16 protein-coding genes, 1 tRNA gene, 1 rRNA gene and 1 pseudogene are annotated in these 18,946 nt (G+C 32.2%); 12 read left to right on the forward strand and 7 right to left on the reverse strand.

Features of this window, described 5'->3' with window-relative positions:
- Positions 1-51 precede the first annotated feature (51 nt).
- Positions 52-158, forward strand: a 5S ribosomal RNA gene (rrf, locus tag GOY07_RS01410).
- A 76-nt stretch (positions 159-234) separates the two neighbouring features.
- Here rrf and GOY07_RS01415 read toward each other — a convergent pair.
- From GOY07_RS01415 to rpmH, 3 genes are all read right to left on the reverse strand, one after another.
- Positions 235-510 (reverse strand): hypothetical protein, encoded by a 276-nt coding sequence (locus GOY07_RS01415; protein WP_175837657.1) that lies wholly within the window; start codon positions 508-510, stop codon positions 235-237.
- Between the two features lie 89 nt (positions 511-599).
- A complete protein-coding gene (gene rnpA / locus GOY07_RS01420; RefSeq protein WP_175837659.1) occupies positions 600-959 on the reverse strand; it encodes a ribonuclease P protein component in 360 nt (119 codons plus the stop codon).
- Positions 952-1,086 (reverse strand): 50S ribosomal protein L34, encoded by a 135-nt coding sequence (gene rpmH, locus GOY07_RS01425; RefSeq protein WP_175837660.1) that lies wholly within the window; start codon positions 1,084-1,086, stop codon positions 952-954. Before rpmH ends, rnpA begins: the two co-directional genes overlap by 8 nt.
- A gap of 126 nt (positions 1,087-1,212) precedes the next feature.
- Between rpmH and pstC the strand changes: the two genes are divergently transcribed.
- The 4 genes from pstC to GOY07_RS01445 all read left to right on the forward strand — a co-directional run bounded on the left by pstC (position 1,213) and on the right by GOY07_RS01445 (position 5,149).
- The gene (gene pstC, locus GOY07_RS01430) at positions 1,213-2,313 is read left to right on the forward strand and encodes a phosphate ABC transporter permease subunit PstC (protein WP_175837662.1); all 1,101 of its coding nucleotides are present in this window, start codon (positions 1,213-1,215) and stop codon (positions 2,311-2,313) included.
- Positions 2,314-2,422: 109 nt separating this feature from the next.
- Complete coding sequence (atpD, locus tag GOY07_RS01435; RefSeq protein ID WP_175837664.1) at positions 2,423-3,865, forward strand: F0F1 ATP synthase subunit beta; 1,443 nt, start codon at positions 2,423-2,425, stop codon at positions 3,863-3,865.
- An 8-nt stretch (positions 3,866-3,873) separates the two neighbouring features.
- Positions 3,874-4,209, forward strand: a complete 336-nt coding sequence (locus tag GOY07_RS01440) for a F0F1 ATP synthase subunit epsilon (protein ID WP_175838488.1) — start codon at positions 3,874-3,876, stop codon at positions 4,207-4,209.
- A gap of 295 nt (positions 4,210-4,504) precedes the next feature.
- The gene (locus GOY07_RS01445) at positions 4,505-5,149 is read left to right on the forward strand and encodes a transaldolase family protein (protein ID WP_175837666.1); all 645 of its coding nucleotides are present in this window, start codon (positions 4,505-4,507) and stop codon (positions 5,147-5,149) included.
- Between the two features lie 1,375 nt (positions 5,150-6,524).
- Here the strand turns inward: GOY07_RS01445 and GOY07_RS01450 are convergent.
- The 3 genes from GOY07_RS01450 to ygfZ all read right to left on the reverse strand — a co-directional run bounded on the left by GOY07_RS01450 (position 6,525) and on the right by ygfZ (position 11,552).
- On the reverse strand, positions 6,525-7,715 hold the full coding sequence (locus GOY07_RS01450; RefSeq protein WP_175838490.1) for a phosphoglycerate kinase: 1,191 nt from the start codon (positions 7,713-7,715) through the stop codon (positions 6,525-6,527).
- A 41-nt stretch (positions 7,716-7,756) separates the two neighbouring features.
- On the reverse strand, positions 7,757-8,776 hold the full coding sequence (locus GOY07_RS01455) for an NAD(P)/FAD-dependent oxidoreductase (protein ID WP_175837668.1): 1,020 nt from the start codon (positions 8,774-8,776) through the stop codon (positions 7,757-7,759).
- Positions 8,777-10,724: 1,948 nt separating this feature from the next.
- Positions 10,725-11,552, reverse strand: a complete 828-nt coding sequence (ygfZ, locus tag GOY07_RS01460) for a CAF17-like 4Fe-4S cluster assembly/insertion protein YgfZ (protein ID WP_175837670.1) — start codon at positions 11,550-11,552, stop codon at positions 10,725-10,727.
- Positions 11,553-11,700: 148 nt separating this feature from the next.
- Between ygfZ and GOY07_RS01465 the strand changes: the two genes are divergently transcribed.
- Entirely contained in the window at positions 11,701-11,991 is a 291-nt protein-coding gene (locus tag GOY07_RS01465) for a co-chaperone GroES (protein WP_175837672.1), read from the forward strand.
- Between the two features lie 101 nt (positions 11,992-12,092).
- Positions 12,093-13,745 (forward strand): chaperonin GroEL, encoded by a 1,653-nt coding sequence (gene groL / locus GOY07_RS01470; protein ID WP_175837674.1) that lies wholly within the window; start codon positions 12,093-12,095, stop codon positions 13,743-13,745.
- Between the two features lie 1,328 nt (positions 13,746-15,073).
- On the opposite strand, the gene GOY07_RS01475 is transcribed toward groL, so the two are convergent.
- Positions 15,074-15,147, reverse strand: a tRNA-Arg gene (locus tag GOY07_RS01475).
- A 337-nt stretch (positions 15,148-15,484) separates the two neighbouring features.
- On the opposite strand from GOY07_RS01475, the gene GOY07_RS04320 reads away from it, so the two are divergent.
- From GOY07_RS04320 to GOY07_RS04620, 5 genes and pseudogenes are all read left to right on the forward strand, one after another.
- The gene (locus GOY07_RS04320) at positions 15,485-15,964 is read left to right on the forward strand and encodes an ATP-binding cassette domain-containing protein (protein WP_246224450.1); all 480 of its coding nucleotides are present in this window, start codon (positions 15,485-15,487) and stop codon (positions 15,962-15,964) included.
- A gap of 216 nt (positions 15,965-16,180) precedes the next feature.
- Positions 16,181-16,348: a twin-arginine translocase TatA gene (gene tatA / locus GOY07_RS01485; RefSeq protein ID WP_006013840.1), complete on the forward strand. Its 168-nt coding sequence runs from the start codon at positions 16,181-16,183 to the stop codon at positions 16,346-16,348.
- Positions 16,349-16,498: 150 nt separating this feature from the next.
- Entirely contained in the window at positions 16,499-17,155 is a 657-nt protein-coding gene (locus GOY07_RS01490; protein WP_175837676.1) for an exopolysaccharide biosynthesis protein, read from the forward strand.
- A pseudogene (gene cysS, locus GOY07_RS01495) lies at positions 17,148-18,517 on the forward strand (cysteine--tRNA ligase). Before GOY07_RS01490 ends, cysS begins: the two are co-directional and overlap by 8 nt.
- Before the next feature lie 6 nt (positions 18,518-18,523).
- A complete protein-coding gene (locus tag GOY07_RS04620; RefSeq protein ID WP_367618207.1) occupies positions 18,524-18,940 on the forward strand; it encodes a YqaA family protein in 417 nt (138 codons plus the stop codon).
- The last annotated feature ends 6 nt before the right edge of the window (positions 18,941-18,946 follow it).

The following is an 18,946-nucleotide window of genomic DNA, read 5'->3' on the forward strand; positions in this document are numbered from 1 at the left end:
ATATGCAGTGTTAAATATTGGGAAATTTATTGAATTAGAGACTTTTATTAACTTGGTGGTTATAGCAAAAATGAAACACCCGATTACATCTCGAACTCGGAAGTGAAACTTTTTAGCGCTGATGGTACTTGAAAAGGGAGAGTAAGTCGCTGCCAAGTTTATAAAAGTTTCTTTATTAATTAAGTGGTAAATATACTTTTATTTTAATTCTTTTGTTTTTTTAACTTCTAATCTTCAGCAAAGTTCCCTGCCTTTTCTTATACTTCCTTGATTGTTTTTTATTATATTATCTAACTTTGTCCCTACTTCCTCTCTGTATAATTGATTTTCTTTTAAAAGAGAATGACTGATTTCTAATAGCATTGCATTGCTTTCTGCCTCTAATAATTTTTGTTGCTTGAATGCTGCCTTCCAATCTATCCATGTTCCTTTTCCATTTTCTTTAGAGGGAAATAAAGGTCCATACATCTCACCAAAGCTTATATCATTTACCTCTTTTATGTGCGCCATCGTTCATCACACCTATTAATTAATTTTAAAAATTTTACCTATGTTATCATGAATAATATAGTTGTAAATACTTTAATTGAGATTTTTTCTTATTTTATTTTTTTAAAGCAAATAGTTATATCTTTCTGTAAGTTTTTATAACTTGCTTGCATAATATTTTTATGAGTTAATATTATGTAGTAGTACCCTATATTACTTGTATCTAAAATGTTAGTTCTAGCAAGCACTCTTAATCTTCTTTTGGTTTTGTTTCTTTTTGTTGCCTTTCCAGCTTTTTTATTAATAACAATGCCTATCCTAATGGTGTGAGTATGTTTTTCAAGTTCTCTCTCTTTTATAGCATATAACGACATATAAAGCCCACGGTAAAAAAGATTACTAAGCGCTAGCTTGTTTTTAAAGGCAAATGAAAAATCTTTTTTTTTATGCTTGATAATTTGATTATGCACATAATTTTTTACATCCTAATAAGCGACGCCTATTAAGAATTTTTCTTCCAGCTCTTGTCGCCATACGTGAACGGAAGCCGTGTCTGCGTTTTCTTATTAAATTTTTTGGTTGAAATGTTCTCTTCATTATTTTTATAAATATAATTAGTTATTTTAAATTGTTTTGCTTTGTTGTCAAATGATGGTTGCATTATATGTATTGGATGCTCTTAAAAGTTGTATTCTCGTAAAATAAGATTCGATATGTGAGTAGATGAATTCATTGACAATAATCTTTTTTTCTATATCTGTACTACTGCTTCTTTTATTTTGTTTTAATGAGTTTCAGAAGGTGGATAAGGTTAAATTTTATTTATGCCTTAGTTATATATGGGTGTTAACTTGGTTGTTAATACTCTGTGACAATTGCTTTATAACTTTCGTTTTCATAACGTTCCTTTCTTTCGTATTTGCTTTTATTTTTAAAAGTAAAAGAAGTAAGGTAGTCAAATTTATGTTATTTGCTGCTTTAGCCATATCGTTTTTTATCACTTTATTTGTAATGCTGTCTGTTCTTACTCAATCTATTGAATTTTTTAGAAAGGTATCTATTTCAGAATTCTTGTTTTGCTTAAAATGGGGCCACAGTGTGGTCACTATTAATGAAGAAAAGATAGGGTGTTTCGGTGTAATCCCGCTTTTGGTTGGTACATTAATTATAACTATTGTAGCAATACTAGTTGCTGTTCCGCTAGGTTTATTTTCTGCGATATATATTAGTGAATATGCGAGTGAGAAAGTACGTTATATTGTTAATACAATGTTGCAAGTTTTGTCTGCTATTCCTACGGTTGTGTATGGATACTTCTCAGTTGTATTTTTATCTTCCTTTGTAAAGCAGATAGCAAATTTTTTTGGTTTTAATATACACTCAGAGAGTGCCTTAGTTGCTGGTTTATCGATAGGGATAATGATTCTACCTTTTATTATTTCTTTATTAGAAGATGCAATCAGGTCTGTGCCAAAAAGCTTGCGCTATGGCTTTATGGCATTGGGGGCAACTCCAGCAGAAACTATATGGCATATAACAATACCTTATGCAATGCCTACAATTTTAAGTGCAATTTTATTATCTATTTCAAGAGTAGTAGGTGAAACAATGATAGTATTAATGGCTGTAGGAATCAACTCGAACTTGACTTTTAATCCTCTTAATTCAGTTACTACCATTACTGTGCAAACTGCTACATTACTTACAGGGGATCAGGGTTTCAATAGTGTACAAACCCTTGCTGCTTATGCGCTTAGTTTGGTGCTATTTATTATTACTTGGTTGTTGAATGCGTTTGCATTGTTTATAATAAAGCGTAATTAGCGAATGTTGTTGTAAAATTTCTATTAATAATATAGAATTAATTTTTTTCATAGTTCTTTATAAAGTTTTTTTTGTTAAATTTATAGCGTTAGGTAATAAAAGTAAGGAAATGAATATAGGTAGGGCAGTTAAGGTAACTCAAGCAGTTGTTGATTTGAAATTTGAAGGTGAACTCCCTAGAATATTTAATGCTTTAAAGAGTAAATTAGAATATAAGGGTAAAGAGCTAATTTTAGAGGTTTCACAGCATATAGGTGACAATATAGTCCGTTGTATTGCTATGGATAGTACAAATGGTGTATCAAGAAACGACGAGTTCATTGATACGGGTGCGCCAATATCAGTTCCAGTTGGACGTTCAACTTTAGGAAGGATTTTTAATGTTGTTGGAGAGCTTATAGATGAATGTGGTCCACTGAAAGGAAAGTATCATTTAGAATCTATACATAGAGCTCCTCCAAGTTTCATTGAACAGAAAGTACAGGAAGAGGTTTTAGTTACGGGAATAAAAGTTATAGATCTTCTTGCGCCTTACCTTAAGGGGGGAAAGATTGGCTTATTTGGTGGAGCTGGTGTTGGTAAAACGGTTTTAATAATGGAATTGATTAATAATATAGCAAAAGCTCATAAAGGATTTTCTGTGTTTGCTGGAGTGGGGGAGAGAACGCGTGAAGGTAATGACCTTTATCATGAGATGATCACTTCAAATGTAATAAATGTAGGTGAATACGAAAAATCTCAAGCTGTTTTAGTTTATGGTCAGATGAATGAGCCTCCTGGAGCAAGGGCTAGAGTTGTTTTGACAGCACTAACTATGGCGGAATATTTTCGTGACTGTGAAAACCAAGATGTTCTATTTTTTGTGGATAATATCTTCCGTTTTACACAAGCTGGTTCAGAAATTTCTGCTTTACTTGGAAGAATACCTTCAGCTGTTGGTTATCAACCAACCCTTGCAACAGATATGGGTATAATGCAAGAGAGAATAGCCTCAACTACTTCAGGCTCTATTACTTCTGTGCAAGCTATATATGTTCCTGCAGATGATTTAACTGATCCTGCTCCAGCAACTACATTCTCTCACCTTGACGCAACCACAGTGTTGTCAAGGCAAATAGCTGAAATGGGGATATATCCTGCTGTTGATCCACTTGATTCAACTTCTCAATCTTTGTCTACTGAAATTATTGGTGAAGAGCATTATAAGGTAACTTCTGAGGTGAAACGTATATTGCAAACTTATAAATCATTGCAAGATATTATTGCTATACTTGGTATAGATGAATTATCTGATGAAGATAAAATTACTGTTGATAGAGCCCGTAAAATTCAGAAGTTTCTTTCTCAACCTTTCCATGTTGCGGAAGTATTTACTGGTATGCCTGGTAAATTTGTTTCACTTTCTGATACTGTTTCCAGTTTTAAAGGAATTGTTGAAGGTAAGTATGACCACTTGCCAGAGTCTGCTTTTTATATGGTAGGTAATATAGATGAAGCAATAAAAAAGGCTGAATTAATCAAGGCTGAAACTAAAGTTGGAGCTGAAAATTGAGAATTATGATGAAAGTACAATTTTTCTCTCCTGATGGTCAGGTTTCTTTTGAAAAAGTAATTTCTCTTTTAGTAAATGGGGTCAAGGGAGAGTTAGTGATTTTATCTTACCATTCTCCTTACTTAATTTATTTATTGCCTAGTATAATTACTGTTAAAACTAGTAGCCAAGTGGAGAAGAAGATTGTTATTGATAATGGAATATTGGAAGTTGCAAGTAATAATTGTAATATTATAACAAATCAAATTCAGATTTTTAATCATGTGATTCATGATGAAGAACTGCTTAAAAATAAGAGAATTAGTATATATTTAAATTATCTTGATAATAAGTTTCTTTTTTAGCTATTTCAAGCAAAAAGTCACTTATTATTTAAGTAGCTGTAGGATTTTTGTTATCCAGTGCCTAAATGCACAACTATATGAACGTTATAATTTGAACTTGCCTAAGATGGTGTATCATTTAGTGTGTGACACTAGTATTTTGTGATATTTTGTATTTACCACTATAACGATAGAATTGTGTGTCAAGCTACTTGAATAACATCTTTTTTCTTGGTATAAGAAGTTTTGTGCTTGTAAAAGCTAAGCAGTAAGGCAGCAAAATTCTGCGAGGATGTTTTTTTCGTGAAAAGTTAATATGGAAATTTTTCTTGATAGCGTTGATTTAAATGAAATTGAAGAACTGAAAGAGTTCATTGATGGTATAACAACTAACCCTTCTTTGATAGCAAAATCTGGGTGTAAGGATAAATACGAAGATTTGATAAGTGAAATATGCTCTATTATAACAGGACCTGTTAGTGTTGAAGTTGTTGCAGATAACCATGAAGATATGATTAGAAAAGGTCTTAAATTAGCGAAAATCGCTAGTAATATTATGGTAAAATTACCTCTTACACATGAAGGATTGATTTCTTGTAAAAAGTTGTGGACAGAACATAAAATACCTGCTAATGTCACATTGTGTTTTTCTCCTGGACAAGCACTGCTTGCTGCTAAGGCCAGTGCTTGTTTTATTTCTCCTTTTGTTGGTCGCCTTGATGATACAAGCTATGGTGGCTTATCGCTAATAAAGGATATATACACTATATATTCTAATTATGGCTTTGATACTAAAATTCTCGTTGCATCTGTAAGGAGTCCAGTGCATGTAATAGAAGCTGCAAGACTTGGTGCTAATTCAATAACTGTGCCAGCAAGAGTACTTAGACAGTTATTTAACCATCCACTTACTGACCAGGGGCTTGCGATATTTGAAAAAGACTGGGGTACAAAGCAATAACCGATCAAAGGAATTTGCTAAATGGGAAAAAGTAAAAAAATATATTAATCTAATGGGATCACAAATTTTATGATGTTGCCTGCTTTCATTGTAAAAAGCCTTTTTACGCGTGAAGCTGGTAATATTCTACTAATACTATATGAATAACAAGCTATACAGCGTAAAGAACCATGCAGTTATAGACATCCTATACAATTTCTGCTGTATAGAGAACTGATAGAGAATAATGAGGGGATGTATAAGTAGAATAGCGAAGTTTAAATGGTGTTTGAAGTCAAAATTATTGGATGAAAAAGTCGTAGGAATTAGTAAAAGAAGTGCTGAAGAAAGGTGAAATAATGTGTGGCATAAAAAAATATGTTGCATTTTAAGAACAGCATTAACTACATGGATAAAACACCTAAAATTTGGGAGAGAAGAAAAATTATTTATTTCTCCACTCAATTTCGTAAAAAACTAGATTGAGTCAGAGTCAATTTGAATAAATTAAAGTGTAAATATAAGATAATTCTAATATTCTTATTAAAGAAATGAGAGTAATGATCTAAGAAGAATTTGGCTTAAATGTTAGCAAGTTTACAGTCCTCTGTAAGAGGCTTATCGGTAAGTATCTTGAACAAGAGTTATTTATCTTTGAATAAATCGCGCCGGTTTGGCCTACATCTGAAAGGGTTAGCACAGATGATTTAAAAAAGTGCGTTAGACACGAGTTAAAGTAAAATTAGGTAGGAAAATTTTTATTTCTATAGTGCAGATAATTTGGAAATAGAGAGAGTTTTATCATGTTTGCACTGAATGTTAACATTGATTGTATGAATATATTTTTTGGATAAATATCGCAATATTTTAGAATAAGATAAGCCTTTCTTGTATAGATTGTGCTAATTGAGGAATAAGAGTCAGAAGATTTAAAGGCACCTAAAGATATTGAGATTATATACCTAACTACATATACCTACTCGAGGTAACTTTATTGGAGGACTTTGGTTATATATAAAAAGTCTATAATACAGTTGCTTTGCTTGAGAGCACTTTGTTAAATTTATTATTTCCTTTTCTTACTCTGCAATTAAACAACTCTGCAATGTCACTTGTTTAACCAATTAACAAATGAGAGTTGGTATTACCTAAATATTTCATTCCAACTGTATGACCATGCAGTCTAATATTCAATCTATTACGCTGGGATTTATTATCCAGATTGCACCTGCCTTTTTATCTTCTTGAGCTTCAAAAACTACCTGCAAAATGCATGCTATCTAATTCCATTTTATCTAGTTCACCACAAAAAAGATGGGATGTAGTTTGGACCTTGGAGAACCTGTTTTAAGATTCAAAGTTAGTTTATGAGTTTGCAATCACTAAAATGGAAAAATCATTTAGATTGCAACGCAGCAATTCCTGGCATCTTGTCACCGCTAAGCCAACTCAAAAATGCTCCTCCACCAGCCGAAACATATGTGAAGTCTTTATTGGTAAGACCTGCTGCATTTATTGCAGATAAACTATCTCCTCCTCCTATTACGCTAGTTAATTTTCCTTCATGCGTTAAGTCACTTATAACTTTCATTACCTTTATTGTGCCATTTGCAAAAACTGAATGTTCAAAAGCACCCATAGGTCCATTATATAGTATGGCCTTGCTGCTTGCTATTATACTACTTATTGTGCTTAAAGTTTGAGGGCCTATATCCAGAATTACATCGTTATCCAAAATAGATTCAGTTTTTCTTAAAATGCAAGTGCTATAACTAGAGTTTACTGCAACTAAAGCATCTTCAGGTATAACTATTTTGCAATTATTTTTATTTGCCATTTCAATAATATCATGCAGAAGATCATTGATACCATTTTGAAAGAAAGATTTTCCTATGTTAACTTTATTAAATAATAAAAAATTATTAGCAATTGCACCACCGAGAACTAGATAATCAACCTTTTCTGTTAACCTTATAAGCATTTTTATTTTAGTTGATATTTTAGCCCCCCCAACTATTGCAGTAATAGGCTTGGCATCAAATGATACAGCCTTCTCAAGATATTTTAGCTCATCTTGTAAGCAGAACCCTGCATAAGAAGGTAAAAATTCTGTAATACGTGAAATAGAAGCATGAGCTCTATGAGCACAAGAAAATGCATCATTAACATATATATCCGCTAGAGTCGCCAATTGTTTGGCAAAATTTGTGTCATTTTGCTCTTCTTCTTTATAAAATCTCAGATTTTCCAGTAATATTACATCTCTTATAGCTATTGCATTCACTGCTTTTTGTACTTTTTTACCAATACAACCGTCAACAAATTTCACTTCTTTGTTTAATAGTTGTGATAAAGTTTTAACTATATTTCTGAGTGAAAGATTATTCTCTTTGGCTCTTGGGCGTCCTAAATGTGATATAATAATAACCTTTGCACCAGTATTTATCAAATACTGAATAGTAGGTAATACCCTCAAAACACGAGTAAGATCATACACTTTTCCATTCTTTATAGGAACATTGAAATCAACTCTGAGCAAGACAGCTTTACCGTAAAGATCACAATTCTCTATGTTAGGTATATTCATCATCAAATTAAAGCTATGAAGCCACTATACAGCAGTTTGACCTAAAGTAAATCGCTTTTTTTTCCATACGCTCCCTTCGAAGTTGAATATTGAAAATTAACTGGAGAATTGTGGATCACTTTGTATATGTCATAACAAGCCATGGCACTCTCAGCAAAACCATTTAATATTAGCTTTAGTTTGCCTAAATAAGTAGCTACATCTCCAATTGCATATATTCTATCTCTACTGGTTCTAAGTGTAGCCTGGTCAACAACTACGCGGCTATGTTCTAACTGAATATCCCAACTACCTATTGGACCCAAATCCATTGATAGTCCAAAGAACGGTAGTAAAAAATCAGCGAATATTTTTTTTTCTTCCTTAGAAAGAATATTTTTTATTATTACCCCATTCAACTGCCCATCTTTTCCAGCTAATTCATGTAATTGATATGGTACTATAAGTTCTATCTTTCCACTTTTTTCAAGCAATTTTAATTTATTTTTCATTTCGGGAGTGCAACGAAATTCTTTTCTTCGATGTACCACATAAATTTTCTTTGCAACTTTAGAGAGTTCTACGATCCAATCAGCTGCAGAATTGCCTCCTCCTGTAATAACTATGATTTTGTCTTGAAAATCAGAAATTTTATTTACGTTATAAAATACTGATTTATTTTCATATTCTAATATATCTCTAATGGGTGGACGATTAGGTTCAAACATTCCATTACCTGCAGCAATGATAATAGCTTTGCATTTTACCTTTGTATCTGCGCTCGTTACTACAGTAAAACTTTGGCTGTCATTATTAGTAATTTCTTCTACCCTTTGACTTAAATGGTAAACAGGCTCAAATGGTGAGGCCTGCTCCATTAATTGTTCAATTAATTTTTGAGCAGTGATTACGGGATAGCCAGGTATATCGTATATTGGTTTTTCTGGGTAAAGAGTAATGCATTGCCCTCCAGCTTGATCTAAAACATCTATTATATGACATCTCATATCAAGCATTCCTGCTTGAAAAGCAGTGAATATTCCAACAGGTCCTGCACCTATTACTACTATGTCAGTTTCCATATTCATGTGGTAATTTACTTAAATATTAGTTGATTTTGTTAATAAGGTCAATTAGTTAAGCTATAGGAATGTTGCCATAAATTAAATGGCAAAAATTACTTGACATAATTGGTATCTTATTATTTTATTTTGGCACTATGTGTACCTTAATGTCTTCACAACATATTTCTAAGTTTTACGTAATATAAACTGAAATGTGCTTGTAAAGCATTTAAGACAGGTATGGTACATCAATTTGCAAGCTTAGAAAGCGGGTAACTTCTGCCACTAGATTCTTTTTCCCTAGTAAATTTTGTATCTGTTTAGTGGAGTGGAAAAATAAGATAGATAAGATAATACAAGAAGATGGTAATGGAGCAAAGTGAGACAGTATAGTAAATTTTTTTTAAACTCTGCAAATTTAGAGCGTAAAATAGCAGAGTTATACCACTTCTCATTGTTAATGATTCCAATAATGACATTACAGAGTTATTTATATGATTGAACTTAAGTGAGTATAATTGCAACATTTATTTAAGAAATATATTCATATAATCAGTATTGAGATCATCAGTGTAAACAAGCTGAAGCTCTCTTTATTTCTAAGATTAACTACACTCTAGTTTTACTTTAACCTGTATTCTAACGTCCTTTTAAACTATCTATGTCCAACTTTCGAATGTGTACCAAAATGTGCTTCATCAAGAAAAAATAACTCTTGTTTATTACTTTGTGCTAATTCAGCCTTTGCAAAGAATGTGTAGATAATAATGGAAAAGAAGCCATACTAAAGTAGATAAAATAGCGAAGTTTAAATGACATTGAAATCGAAATTATTAGGTGAAAAAGTCGTAGAATCAGCAAAAGAAATGCTGAAGAAAGTGCGAGATAATGGATATGTTGTAAAAAAAACTAAATGCTGTAATTGAAGAAAAAAAAGTATAGTATAACAGCTATAGCAAAAATATGCTGCATTTCTAGAATAGTACTAGCTGCATAGATAAAGTACTAAAATTTAGAAGAGAAGAAAAATTGTTTACTCCTCATCAACGTCGTGGAAGAATTAGATTGAATCAGAATCAATTTAAATTGATTAAAGTATGGATATGAGGAAACCTAATGTCTCACCATTAAAGAAATGAGAATAAGAATCCAGGGAAAATTTAGCTTGAATATCAATAAGTCTGCAGTACGCATATAATATGCAAAAAGTGAAGTTTTTGTATACTATGCTAAGACCAATTTACAATAAACAAGATAAAAGTAAATAGGAAAAGTTAAAAAAAACTTAATGAGACTATTTTATACTGATAATGTTAATACTAATTTTATGAATATATTTCTTGAATAAATGTTGCAATTATACTCACTTGAGTTCAATCATATTGAGGAATTTGGTCCTATATAAAAAAGAACATTTTATGTATAGCTTGAGAGCGCTTTGTCAAGCGCTATATTATTTTTCCTTTACAATTAAACGATTCTATAATGTCATTATTTAAATCACTAACAACGTAAATTGGTATTACTGTATGTTCTATGATAATTGGAGACAGAACGTATTAAAGCTATTTTGCCCTTTTTTGTTAATAAAGTTTGAACCTGTAGCAAATTGACATTTTAGAATGAATATTGTTGAGGATGAAATTTAACTTCCTAACAAGCAAATTGCAGTACTTCTGTACACTGTTATATGCGATATGTTCAAGCTCATATACAAATTTATCTTGAGTGACGGTTGATAATCCTCAACTTCTTCATTAAACGCTCCTAGCTTCTTTTCCTACTCTTGAAATTTTTCATGAAAATTTTCATATTTATTTATTAATCGCTATTATAATTGTAATGATGATGAAAAATTATCAAAGTAAAAGGTTGATACTCTCCCTATAACTGGGTAAATACCTGATTAAAAATCAAACTCCTCTTCCGTCATTATAACTTGCAAATATTTTATACTAGATTTCAGCTATTTAAAAGCTTTCTTCTCATAAACACTTTGATGTACAAATAACTCAACTCCATCAGCGTGCAAATTTGCATGGCTTTTTCTAGTGTTGAGTAATGCGAGTCCAATGTTATCTATGCTAGAGCGTAGCTCTCCCACTTCCTCATTATTTTCATTCGTTACTTTAGCACCAATATTGGGAAGTATATTATCCCCCTCAATAAGGTAAAGCTTTTTTCTGAATGTTTCTTGTCTTCTCATTTGCCTTGTAACTTCCTGACCTATATAACATCCCTTCTCAAAGCTTATACCGTTGACCTTATCGATTAAATATTGTAGCGGAAATGACGAATTTTGCACCATATCTTTCGCTCCATCTGGAACGAGATTTTGAATTCTTACTCTTTCATATTGAGTGGAATCTCCAACTAATTCCTTTATTTCATTTTTGTGTATTATTCTCATTTCCAATAACTTGTGTCTTGGGTCTTGAAAAATGACCTGTGACTCACAGCTACACTCCATTGAATTAGTATTAAATAAAATTCCAACTCTATATAGTGAGCTAATATTCTTAATCTTCACTCTTAAATAAGTTTTAAGCAAATCTAATTTCTCGATTATCTGTTGCAAGTATAAGTTTTCGCATTCTAAGAGAATATATTTACCATGTTTAATAAGGAAAAAATCGTATAGGTATTTTCCCTGGGGGCTAAGTAATAAAGAATAAATAGCCTTTTGACTATTCAATTTATTGATATCATTTGTTATAACACCCTGCAAGAAACTCCTCACATCTGGGCCGTATAAAACTATTACACCACGATTTAGCAATGGTATATAACTCATAAAATTTCTACTAATGAATCCAAATTTTATTATATAGCATTTGGCACTTCTTGTCTTCTTAATTATATTTTACAAGTTTCAGCCCTTGAAATCTAACTTATAAGTACATATATAAGCTTATAAGTTAATTTGTTGAGAGGAAAAACAAATGTCAAGTGTAAGCTTAAGTGTATTGGATGATAGTGTTCTAATTAAACCTATCAATGAAGAAAAGCAAGGTGGGATTGTACTTCCATCAAGCGCTGAAAAGAAACCTACTAAAGGTGAAGTTATAGCAATTGGTGAAGGTTCACGCAATTCAAGTGGTGAACGCATAGCTTTGACTGTGAAGGCTGGTGATAAAGTGTTTTATCGCCAATGGGCTGGTACAGAAATAGAACACGGTAATGAAAAGCTTATCGTAATGAAGGAGTCAGATATACTTGCTATTGTTAAGTAGCAGTTTTTAATTTTACTAAATTAAAATAAAGCACAATAGTGTGTTATAAATAATTTTATTTATGGTTTTCTAAATTTTTTATTAACAATGAGGTGATAAAAATGGCTAATGTAGTAGTGTCAGGTGAGCAGTTGCAAGAAGCTTTCCGTGAAGTTGCAGTAATAGTGGACTCAACAGTAGCGATAACTGCTGGACCTAGAGGGAAAACAGTGGGGATTAATAAGCCCTATGGAGCACCAGAAATTACAAAAGATGGTTATAAGGTGATGAAGGGCATTAAGCCTGAAAAACCTTTGCATGCTGCAATAACAAGCATCTTTGCTCAAAGTTGTTTTCAATGTAATGATAAAGTTGGTGATGGTACAACAACGTGCTCAATATTAACCAGTAACATGGTAATGGAGGCTTTAAAGTCAATTGCTGCTGGAAATGATCGTATTGGTATTAAAAACGGGATGCAAAAGGCAAAAGATGCGGTATTAGAAGGAATTATATCAATGTCTCGCACGATTCCTTTGGAAAAAATGGATGAAGTAGCGCAAGTTGCAATAATTTCTGCAAATGGTGATAAGGATATTGGTAATAGTATTGCTGATGCTGTTAAAAAAGTTGGAAAAGAAGGTGTGATTACTGTTGAAGAAAGTAAAGGATCAAAAGAGTTAGAAGTTGAGCTTACTACTGGTATGCAATTTGATCGCGGTTATCTTTCTCCATACTTTATCACAAATAATGAGAAAATGATTGTAGAATTTGATGATCCATATCTCTTAGTTACAGAAAAAAAATTGAGCATTATACAGCCATTGCTTCCTATTCTTGAAGCTGTTGTTAAGTCTAGTAGACCTTTACTTATTATTGCGGAAGATATTGAAGGTGAAGCATTGAGTACTTTGGTTATTAACAAATTGCGTGGTGGTCTGAAGGTTGCTGCAGTGAAAGCTCCAGGTTTTGGCGACAGAAGAAAAGAGATGCTTGAAGACATAGCAGCTTTAACTGGTATTAAACATGTAATAAAAGATGAGCTTGGAATCAAGATGGAAGATCTAACTCTTGAAGATCTTGGTACGGCTAAAAATGTTAAAATTACTAAAGATAATACCATAATTGTCAGTGAAAGTAGTGACTCTGACAGAGTGAAAGCTAGAATCGAACAGATCAAGTCTCAAATTGGAACCTCAACTTCTGATTACGATAAAGAAAAGTTGAGAGAACGTTTAGCAAAACTATCAGGTGGTGTTGCTGTGCTTAAAGTTGGTGGAGTAACTGAAGTAGAAGTTAAAGAACGTAGAGATAGAGTTGAGGATGCATTACATGCAACAAGAGCTGCAATTGAAGAAGGTATAGTTCCTGGAGGTGGGGTTGCGCTTCTTTACGCTTCATCTGCTCTTGATAAGCTAAAAGGTGGAAGTGATGAAGAACAGATAGGCATAAATATTATTAAGAAAGCTCTCAGTGCTCCAATCAAGAGATTAGTTAAAAATGCTGGCCTTGAATCTGCTGTTATAATTGATCATTTAACTAAGCAGAATGACAAAGAGCTCATATATAACGTTGAGGCTATGAATTATGCTAATGCATTTACTGCCGGTGTTATCGATCCAGTAAAGGTGGTACGTATTGCTTTTGAAACAGCAATATCTGTTGCAAGTGTGCTGATTACTACTGAATCTATGATAGTTGATGTACCAAGCAAGGAAGAAAACGCTTCATCTCATATGGGCGCGGGCAGTATGGGTGGAATGAATGGGTTCTAAGTAAATATAGAACTTGGGGCAAAAATTTTTTGCCCCAAGGATGTCTTTTAATTTTTAGAATCTCATAATTTACTATCCATTAAAAATGATACGAAATAAATTGTAATACTTTTTTGAAATACAGTATGTTTTTGCTATGACTGTTGTGCTGTGCCTTTTATTGCAATTACAGCATTTATTTTTTTTTGCAACACATATATACTATTACGTTGTATTTCTCAGTACTAATTGTATTAATGTATTTCTTAAATAAATATTGTTATATTTAAGAATATTAGAAGTCTTACTTATTATAGGTTGTGTTAATTAGCATAAGTTAAAAAAATTTAAAGGTACATAAAAATATCGAGATTATATACTTATCACTATACTCAGTCAAGCTCAATTCTATTGAGAGGCTTTAGTTGTATGTAGGATAGAATATTTTGCATAGTAAAGTCTATAATATAATTGTTTTACTTAAGAGTACTTTATGTAAGTTTATTACCTCTCTTTCTTACTTTGCAATTGAACAACTCTGTGCAATGTCACTTATTGATCTATTAACAATGAGAATTGGTATTATTTGTGCCTTACCTGAACGAATAACGCTACAAGAACTTAATTAAAATCAACCCAGTTATTTTTTGATAAGTATTAATAAGATCCCCTTGGTTTGTGTGGGTTTTATCATGCAGCTATCAATAGAAGACTTAATTGTAGTATTTTCTAAATCTAATTTAGGCCTTTTTAGGTCAGCTTTTGCACTTGCAGCACAATAAAATATGCAGCTTTTGCTTATATTTGTGTTCTATAGCCTTTTTTGCTAAGCTTGGCCGAAGAATCATATTCAACTTTGTGCTGCTTTAATAAAACTTCCTGGCCTTTTTAACTTGTTGAGTTTTGCTAAGATCCACCCACCCTATCTTTAACACTACTTCGCCCTTTTTTTGCTGTCTCACCATCAGCTAAATAAATAGCAGTAACTTTATCACTTACTTTTTGAGGTAAGGGGGCTTCCTTTATGTAAGGAACTTTCTGTATTGGAAAAATTTAAATATACAGTGCGATTTTATGATTCACATTCTTGAATTTTTGCTGAAAAGCCATTAATTGTACTATCACTATAAACTGCTTGATTTTCTCTAAAAACGCATTGTTAATAAAAACAGTGAAATAAGAATAATGCCAGAAATAATGATTACTTTACTTCTCATCTTTAAGTAATAAAATTTATTAGCCAATTTTATCAGGTGCGACCATATAAATTAAATTTTCGAATTAGGAATGTAAGTGAGTGTATTGTTTTCATTGCCACTTTACAAATAGTTTTATAAATAAGCCTATGATGGGACTAGTGCGGCTTGAACGCACGACCTTCGGATTAGGAATCCAACGCTCTATCCTACTGAGCTATAGTCCCATGTTTTCTATTATTTATGAAGGTTATAGCAAAAAATCTTGCATTTTTCTAGATCTCTTGTGTAACCAATTTACAACATCACAAAACATTTTTGTATACTTTTTGAGTACAATGCTATTATATTTAATAACGCAGTTTAAGTTGAAAGGTTCATGTTAGTTAACGACATCAGTTATTTTTATAATAATTAAGACGGCTTTACTTTAAGTAACATAAATATTAAAGTAAAAAGAGGAAGAGTTGCTTGTCTATTAAGGTATTCAGATTTCGCTAAATCAATAATTCCAAAATTAATTTCTAGAATAGAAACCCAAAATCTGGGACCATAGTACATCAATTGCTATATAGCATAGAAATATCTGATTTTATCTTCCAGAATTCTGCATTATTTCTTCATAAAACAGTAATAGAGAGTGTAACTTTTACTATTCGCAATTCTTCCAAAAAAGAAAAGCACCTCGTTATATTGGAGATTTTGAAACTATTGAATATCGCAAAATATGAAAATATGTATCCTAATGTTTTATCTGGAGGACAACAACAATTAATTGCAATGGCAAGAATAATGGCACAAAATCTTGGTGTTGTTTTGCTCGATGAGCCATTTTCTAACTTAGATGTACTGTTAAAGTGTCAAATAAGACAATGTATATTATCTCTTTTTAGAAATAAAAACATTCCTGTGCTTGGCGGTAATTTTCATGACTCGCAAGAAGCATTGAAAGTTACAGATTTTATTTATGTAATGAAAAATGGTAGAATTATTCAGTCAGGAGTTTCTAGTGATATATATCACAGCCTAAAGGTGATACATTAGCAAAATTCTTTAGTGAACTACCTTTTACCCTACAGTTAAGTGAGAAGTTTTTACTTAATGATACATTTTTTGCTAAAAAATAATCTAGTCTAAAATTGTTATAAAATAGAACTAAACATTAAAAAATTTTGATCTATAATTAAATAAGGGGTGATATAATTACTTGACTTCAGTCAGGTTTTAATATCTAAATAACATTTTTAATGGTAGTACACAATGAGTTTAGGTCCATGGCAATTATTTCTAGTCTTAATAATAATATTAGTTCTGTTTGGTGCAGGTAGGTTACCGCAAGTTATGGGTGATTTAGGGAAAGGCATTAAAAATCTCAAACAAGAACTTAAGGACTCAGAGAAACTATCGTCTAACGAGCCAGATCGTTAGCGTTTTCGTACTTCATGATACGCACTGGAAGTGCGTATCATTTGTTTAAAAACTTAGTTAAGCTAAAGAATTAAGGAGAGGTAAAATATCAGGTTGAAATGTGACGATAATTGTGTTAATTAGAAAGAATAGTTCTGTTGAAGGGTAGCTGTGCAAAAAAGTGAGAAACTAGCCACAAATAAAAAATTAGCGTCTGATCTTCTGAAAGAAGTTGTAGGCACCAATAACGCTGATAGCGATAAGGTGACATTGTTTGATATTAAAGTGGCTTTGCAAGAGCGTGGTTTTGGTATTTTAATAATTATTTTTTCCTTACCACTATCTGTACCTATACCAGTTCCACCTGGGTATACAACTATATTCTCTATACCTCTAATCCTATTTGCACTGCAGCTTTTGTTTGGTTTTCACTCTCCTTGGATGCCTCACTGGTTGGAAGGGAAGTCCTTCCAACGTTCAACGCTAGCTCTTGTAGTAAAAAAAACTTCTCCTGCATTAAGAAAAGTAGAAAAATTCATGAGGCCAAGGATGTCTTTTATTTTCTATGGGCCAGGTGAAAAGATTTTAGCATTTATAATGCTGTTCTGTGCATTATCTATAGCCATTCCACTGCCTTTAACTAACTTTATTCCTGCAATTGGCACAACTCTCATTTCACTTGGTATTGTAAGTAAAGATGGACTTTTCTCTATCTTGGGAGTCTTGGTATCACTGTGTGGGTTGTTACTTACTTTTGTTGTACTAGTTAAAGGACCACAGCTCATGCTTGGAGCATTTTCGTTTTTAAAGAGTTTTGTATATGGTTAGACTTTATAATACTTTAACAAAAAAAAAGAGCTTTTTATACCGATCGATAAAGATCATGTAAAGATGTATGTTTGCGGACCAACGGTATACGATACAGCCCATATAGGTAATGCGCGTTCTATTGTTGTTTACGATGTATTATTTCAATTGCTTAAGTTTTGTTATGGCAAAGTCACTTACGTGCGTAATATAACTGACATTGATGATAAGATAATAAATGCGGCAAGTGAAAAAAATAGCAGTGTAGAAAGTATCAGCACATATTACGCTAGGGTTTTTCATAAGGATATGAGAAGTATAAATTGTGCAGACCCAACACATGAGCCAAGAGTATCGGGAAATATAAATTATGTTATTGAATTGGTCAAATATTTATTGCAATCTGGTCATGCTTATGAATCCAATAAACATGTATACTTCAGCATAGAGTCTTACCCTGAGTATGGTGCTCTATCGGGGAAAAGAATTGATGAATTGGAATATGGAAGTAGGATTGAAATTGGTGAAAATAAAAAGCATCCAGGAGATTTTGTATTGTGGAAACCTGCGAACGACATTGATTACAAGCTTTCAAGTTATTGGAATAGCCCATGGGGAAAAGGAAGACCAGGGTGGCACATAGAGTGTTCAGCAATATCATATGCTTACCTCGGTAAAAATTTTGACATTCATGGTGGTGGTATGGATTTACAATTTCCTCATCACGAAAATGAAATTGCGCAAAATAGGTCTGCATTTGCTGGATCAATATTTGCAAAATACTGGGTGCATAACGGGTTTCTTACGGTAAACGAAGAGAAAATGAGTAAATCTTTATTTAATATAGTTAAGGTAAGAGATTTATTGGAGAGAGGAATAAAAGGTGAAGTAATACGTTGTGCACTGCTTAAAACTCACTACAGAAAACCACTAGATTGGACAGAAAATATTATTTATGAATCGCAAGAAACTTTAAACCGATTTTATCGGTTATTACGTAACATAGATGTAGCAAGCATCATGAATGGTACAGAGATCTCTAGAGACTTTATAAAAGCTTTAAAAAATGACCTAAATATTCCTGAAGCTTTAGCTATATTGCATGAAATGGCTACAAAAATTAATAAAACAAATAATAAGAATGAGAAGCTTAAGTTAACTGGAAGTTTTATTAAGAGTGCAAGATTCATTGGTCTTCTTGAGTCAAGCTATCAAGAGTGGTTTGCTGCTAGTGTGAGTTATAAAAAGATAAAAAAATTGATAGATTTAAGAAAAATAGCAAAACAAAATAAAGATTACGATGCTGCAGATAAAATAAGAGATCAATTAAAACAAATGGGAGTTACAGTTTCTGACAGCAAAGATGGTACAACAGTCTGGTAAATTTATATGGAAAATTATCTCCTATTGTTCACAGATAACCTAGTATCATCTCTGATTTTACCTATACACCGTGGTTTTGTATTTTATACTATGTTGTATTTTAGGTCATATTATAATCCACTACTTACGTTACTTTTTGGAGTACTGGGATCAAGCTTTGGTGGAGTGGTCAATTGGTATTTAGGTAGAATAACAATTTCTATCAGGAAATCGTACCATAAATTAGAGAATGAGCATAAAACGCCAAAAATCATAAAAAATTCACTGGTCTATGCAGTTACATTGCTTTCTTGGGCACCAGCATTTGGAAGCGTGATACAAATTTTGTCAGGCTATTTTAAGTTAAACCTTAGTGCCTTTACTTTGTTAACTATTTTATCCAACCTTCTTTATTTGTTATACCTCACTATTACTGTTCAATAAGTTGTT

The organism is Wolbachia endosymbiont of Litomosoides sigmodontis (genome assembly GCF_013365435.1).
Lineage (GTDB): Bacteria > Pseudomonadota > Alphaproteobacteria > Rickettsiales > Anaplasmataceae > Wolbachia.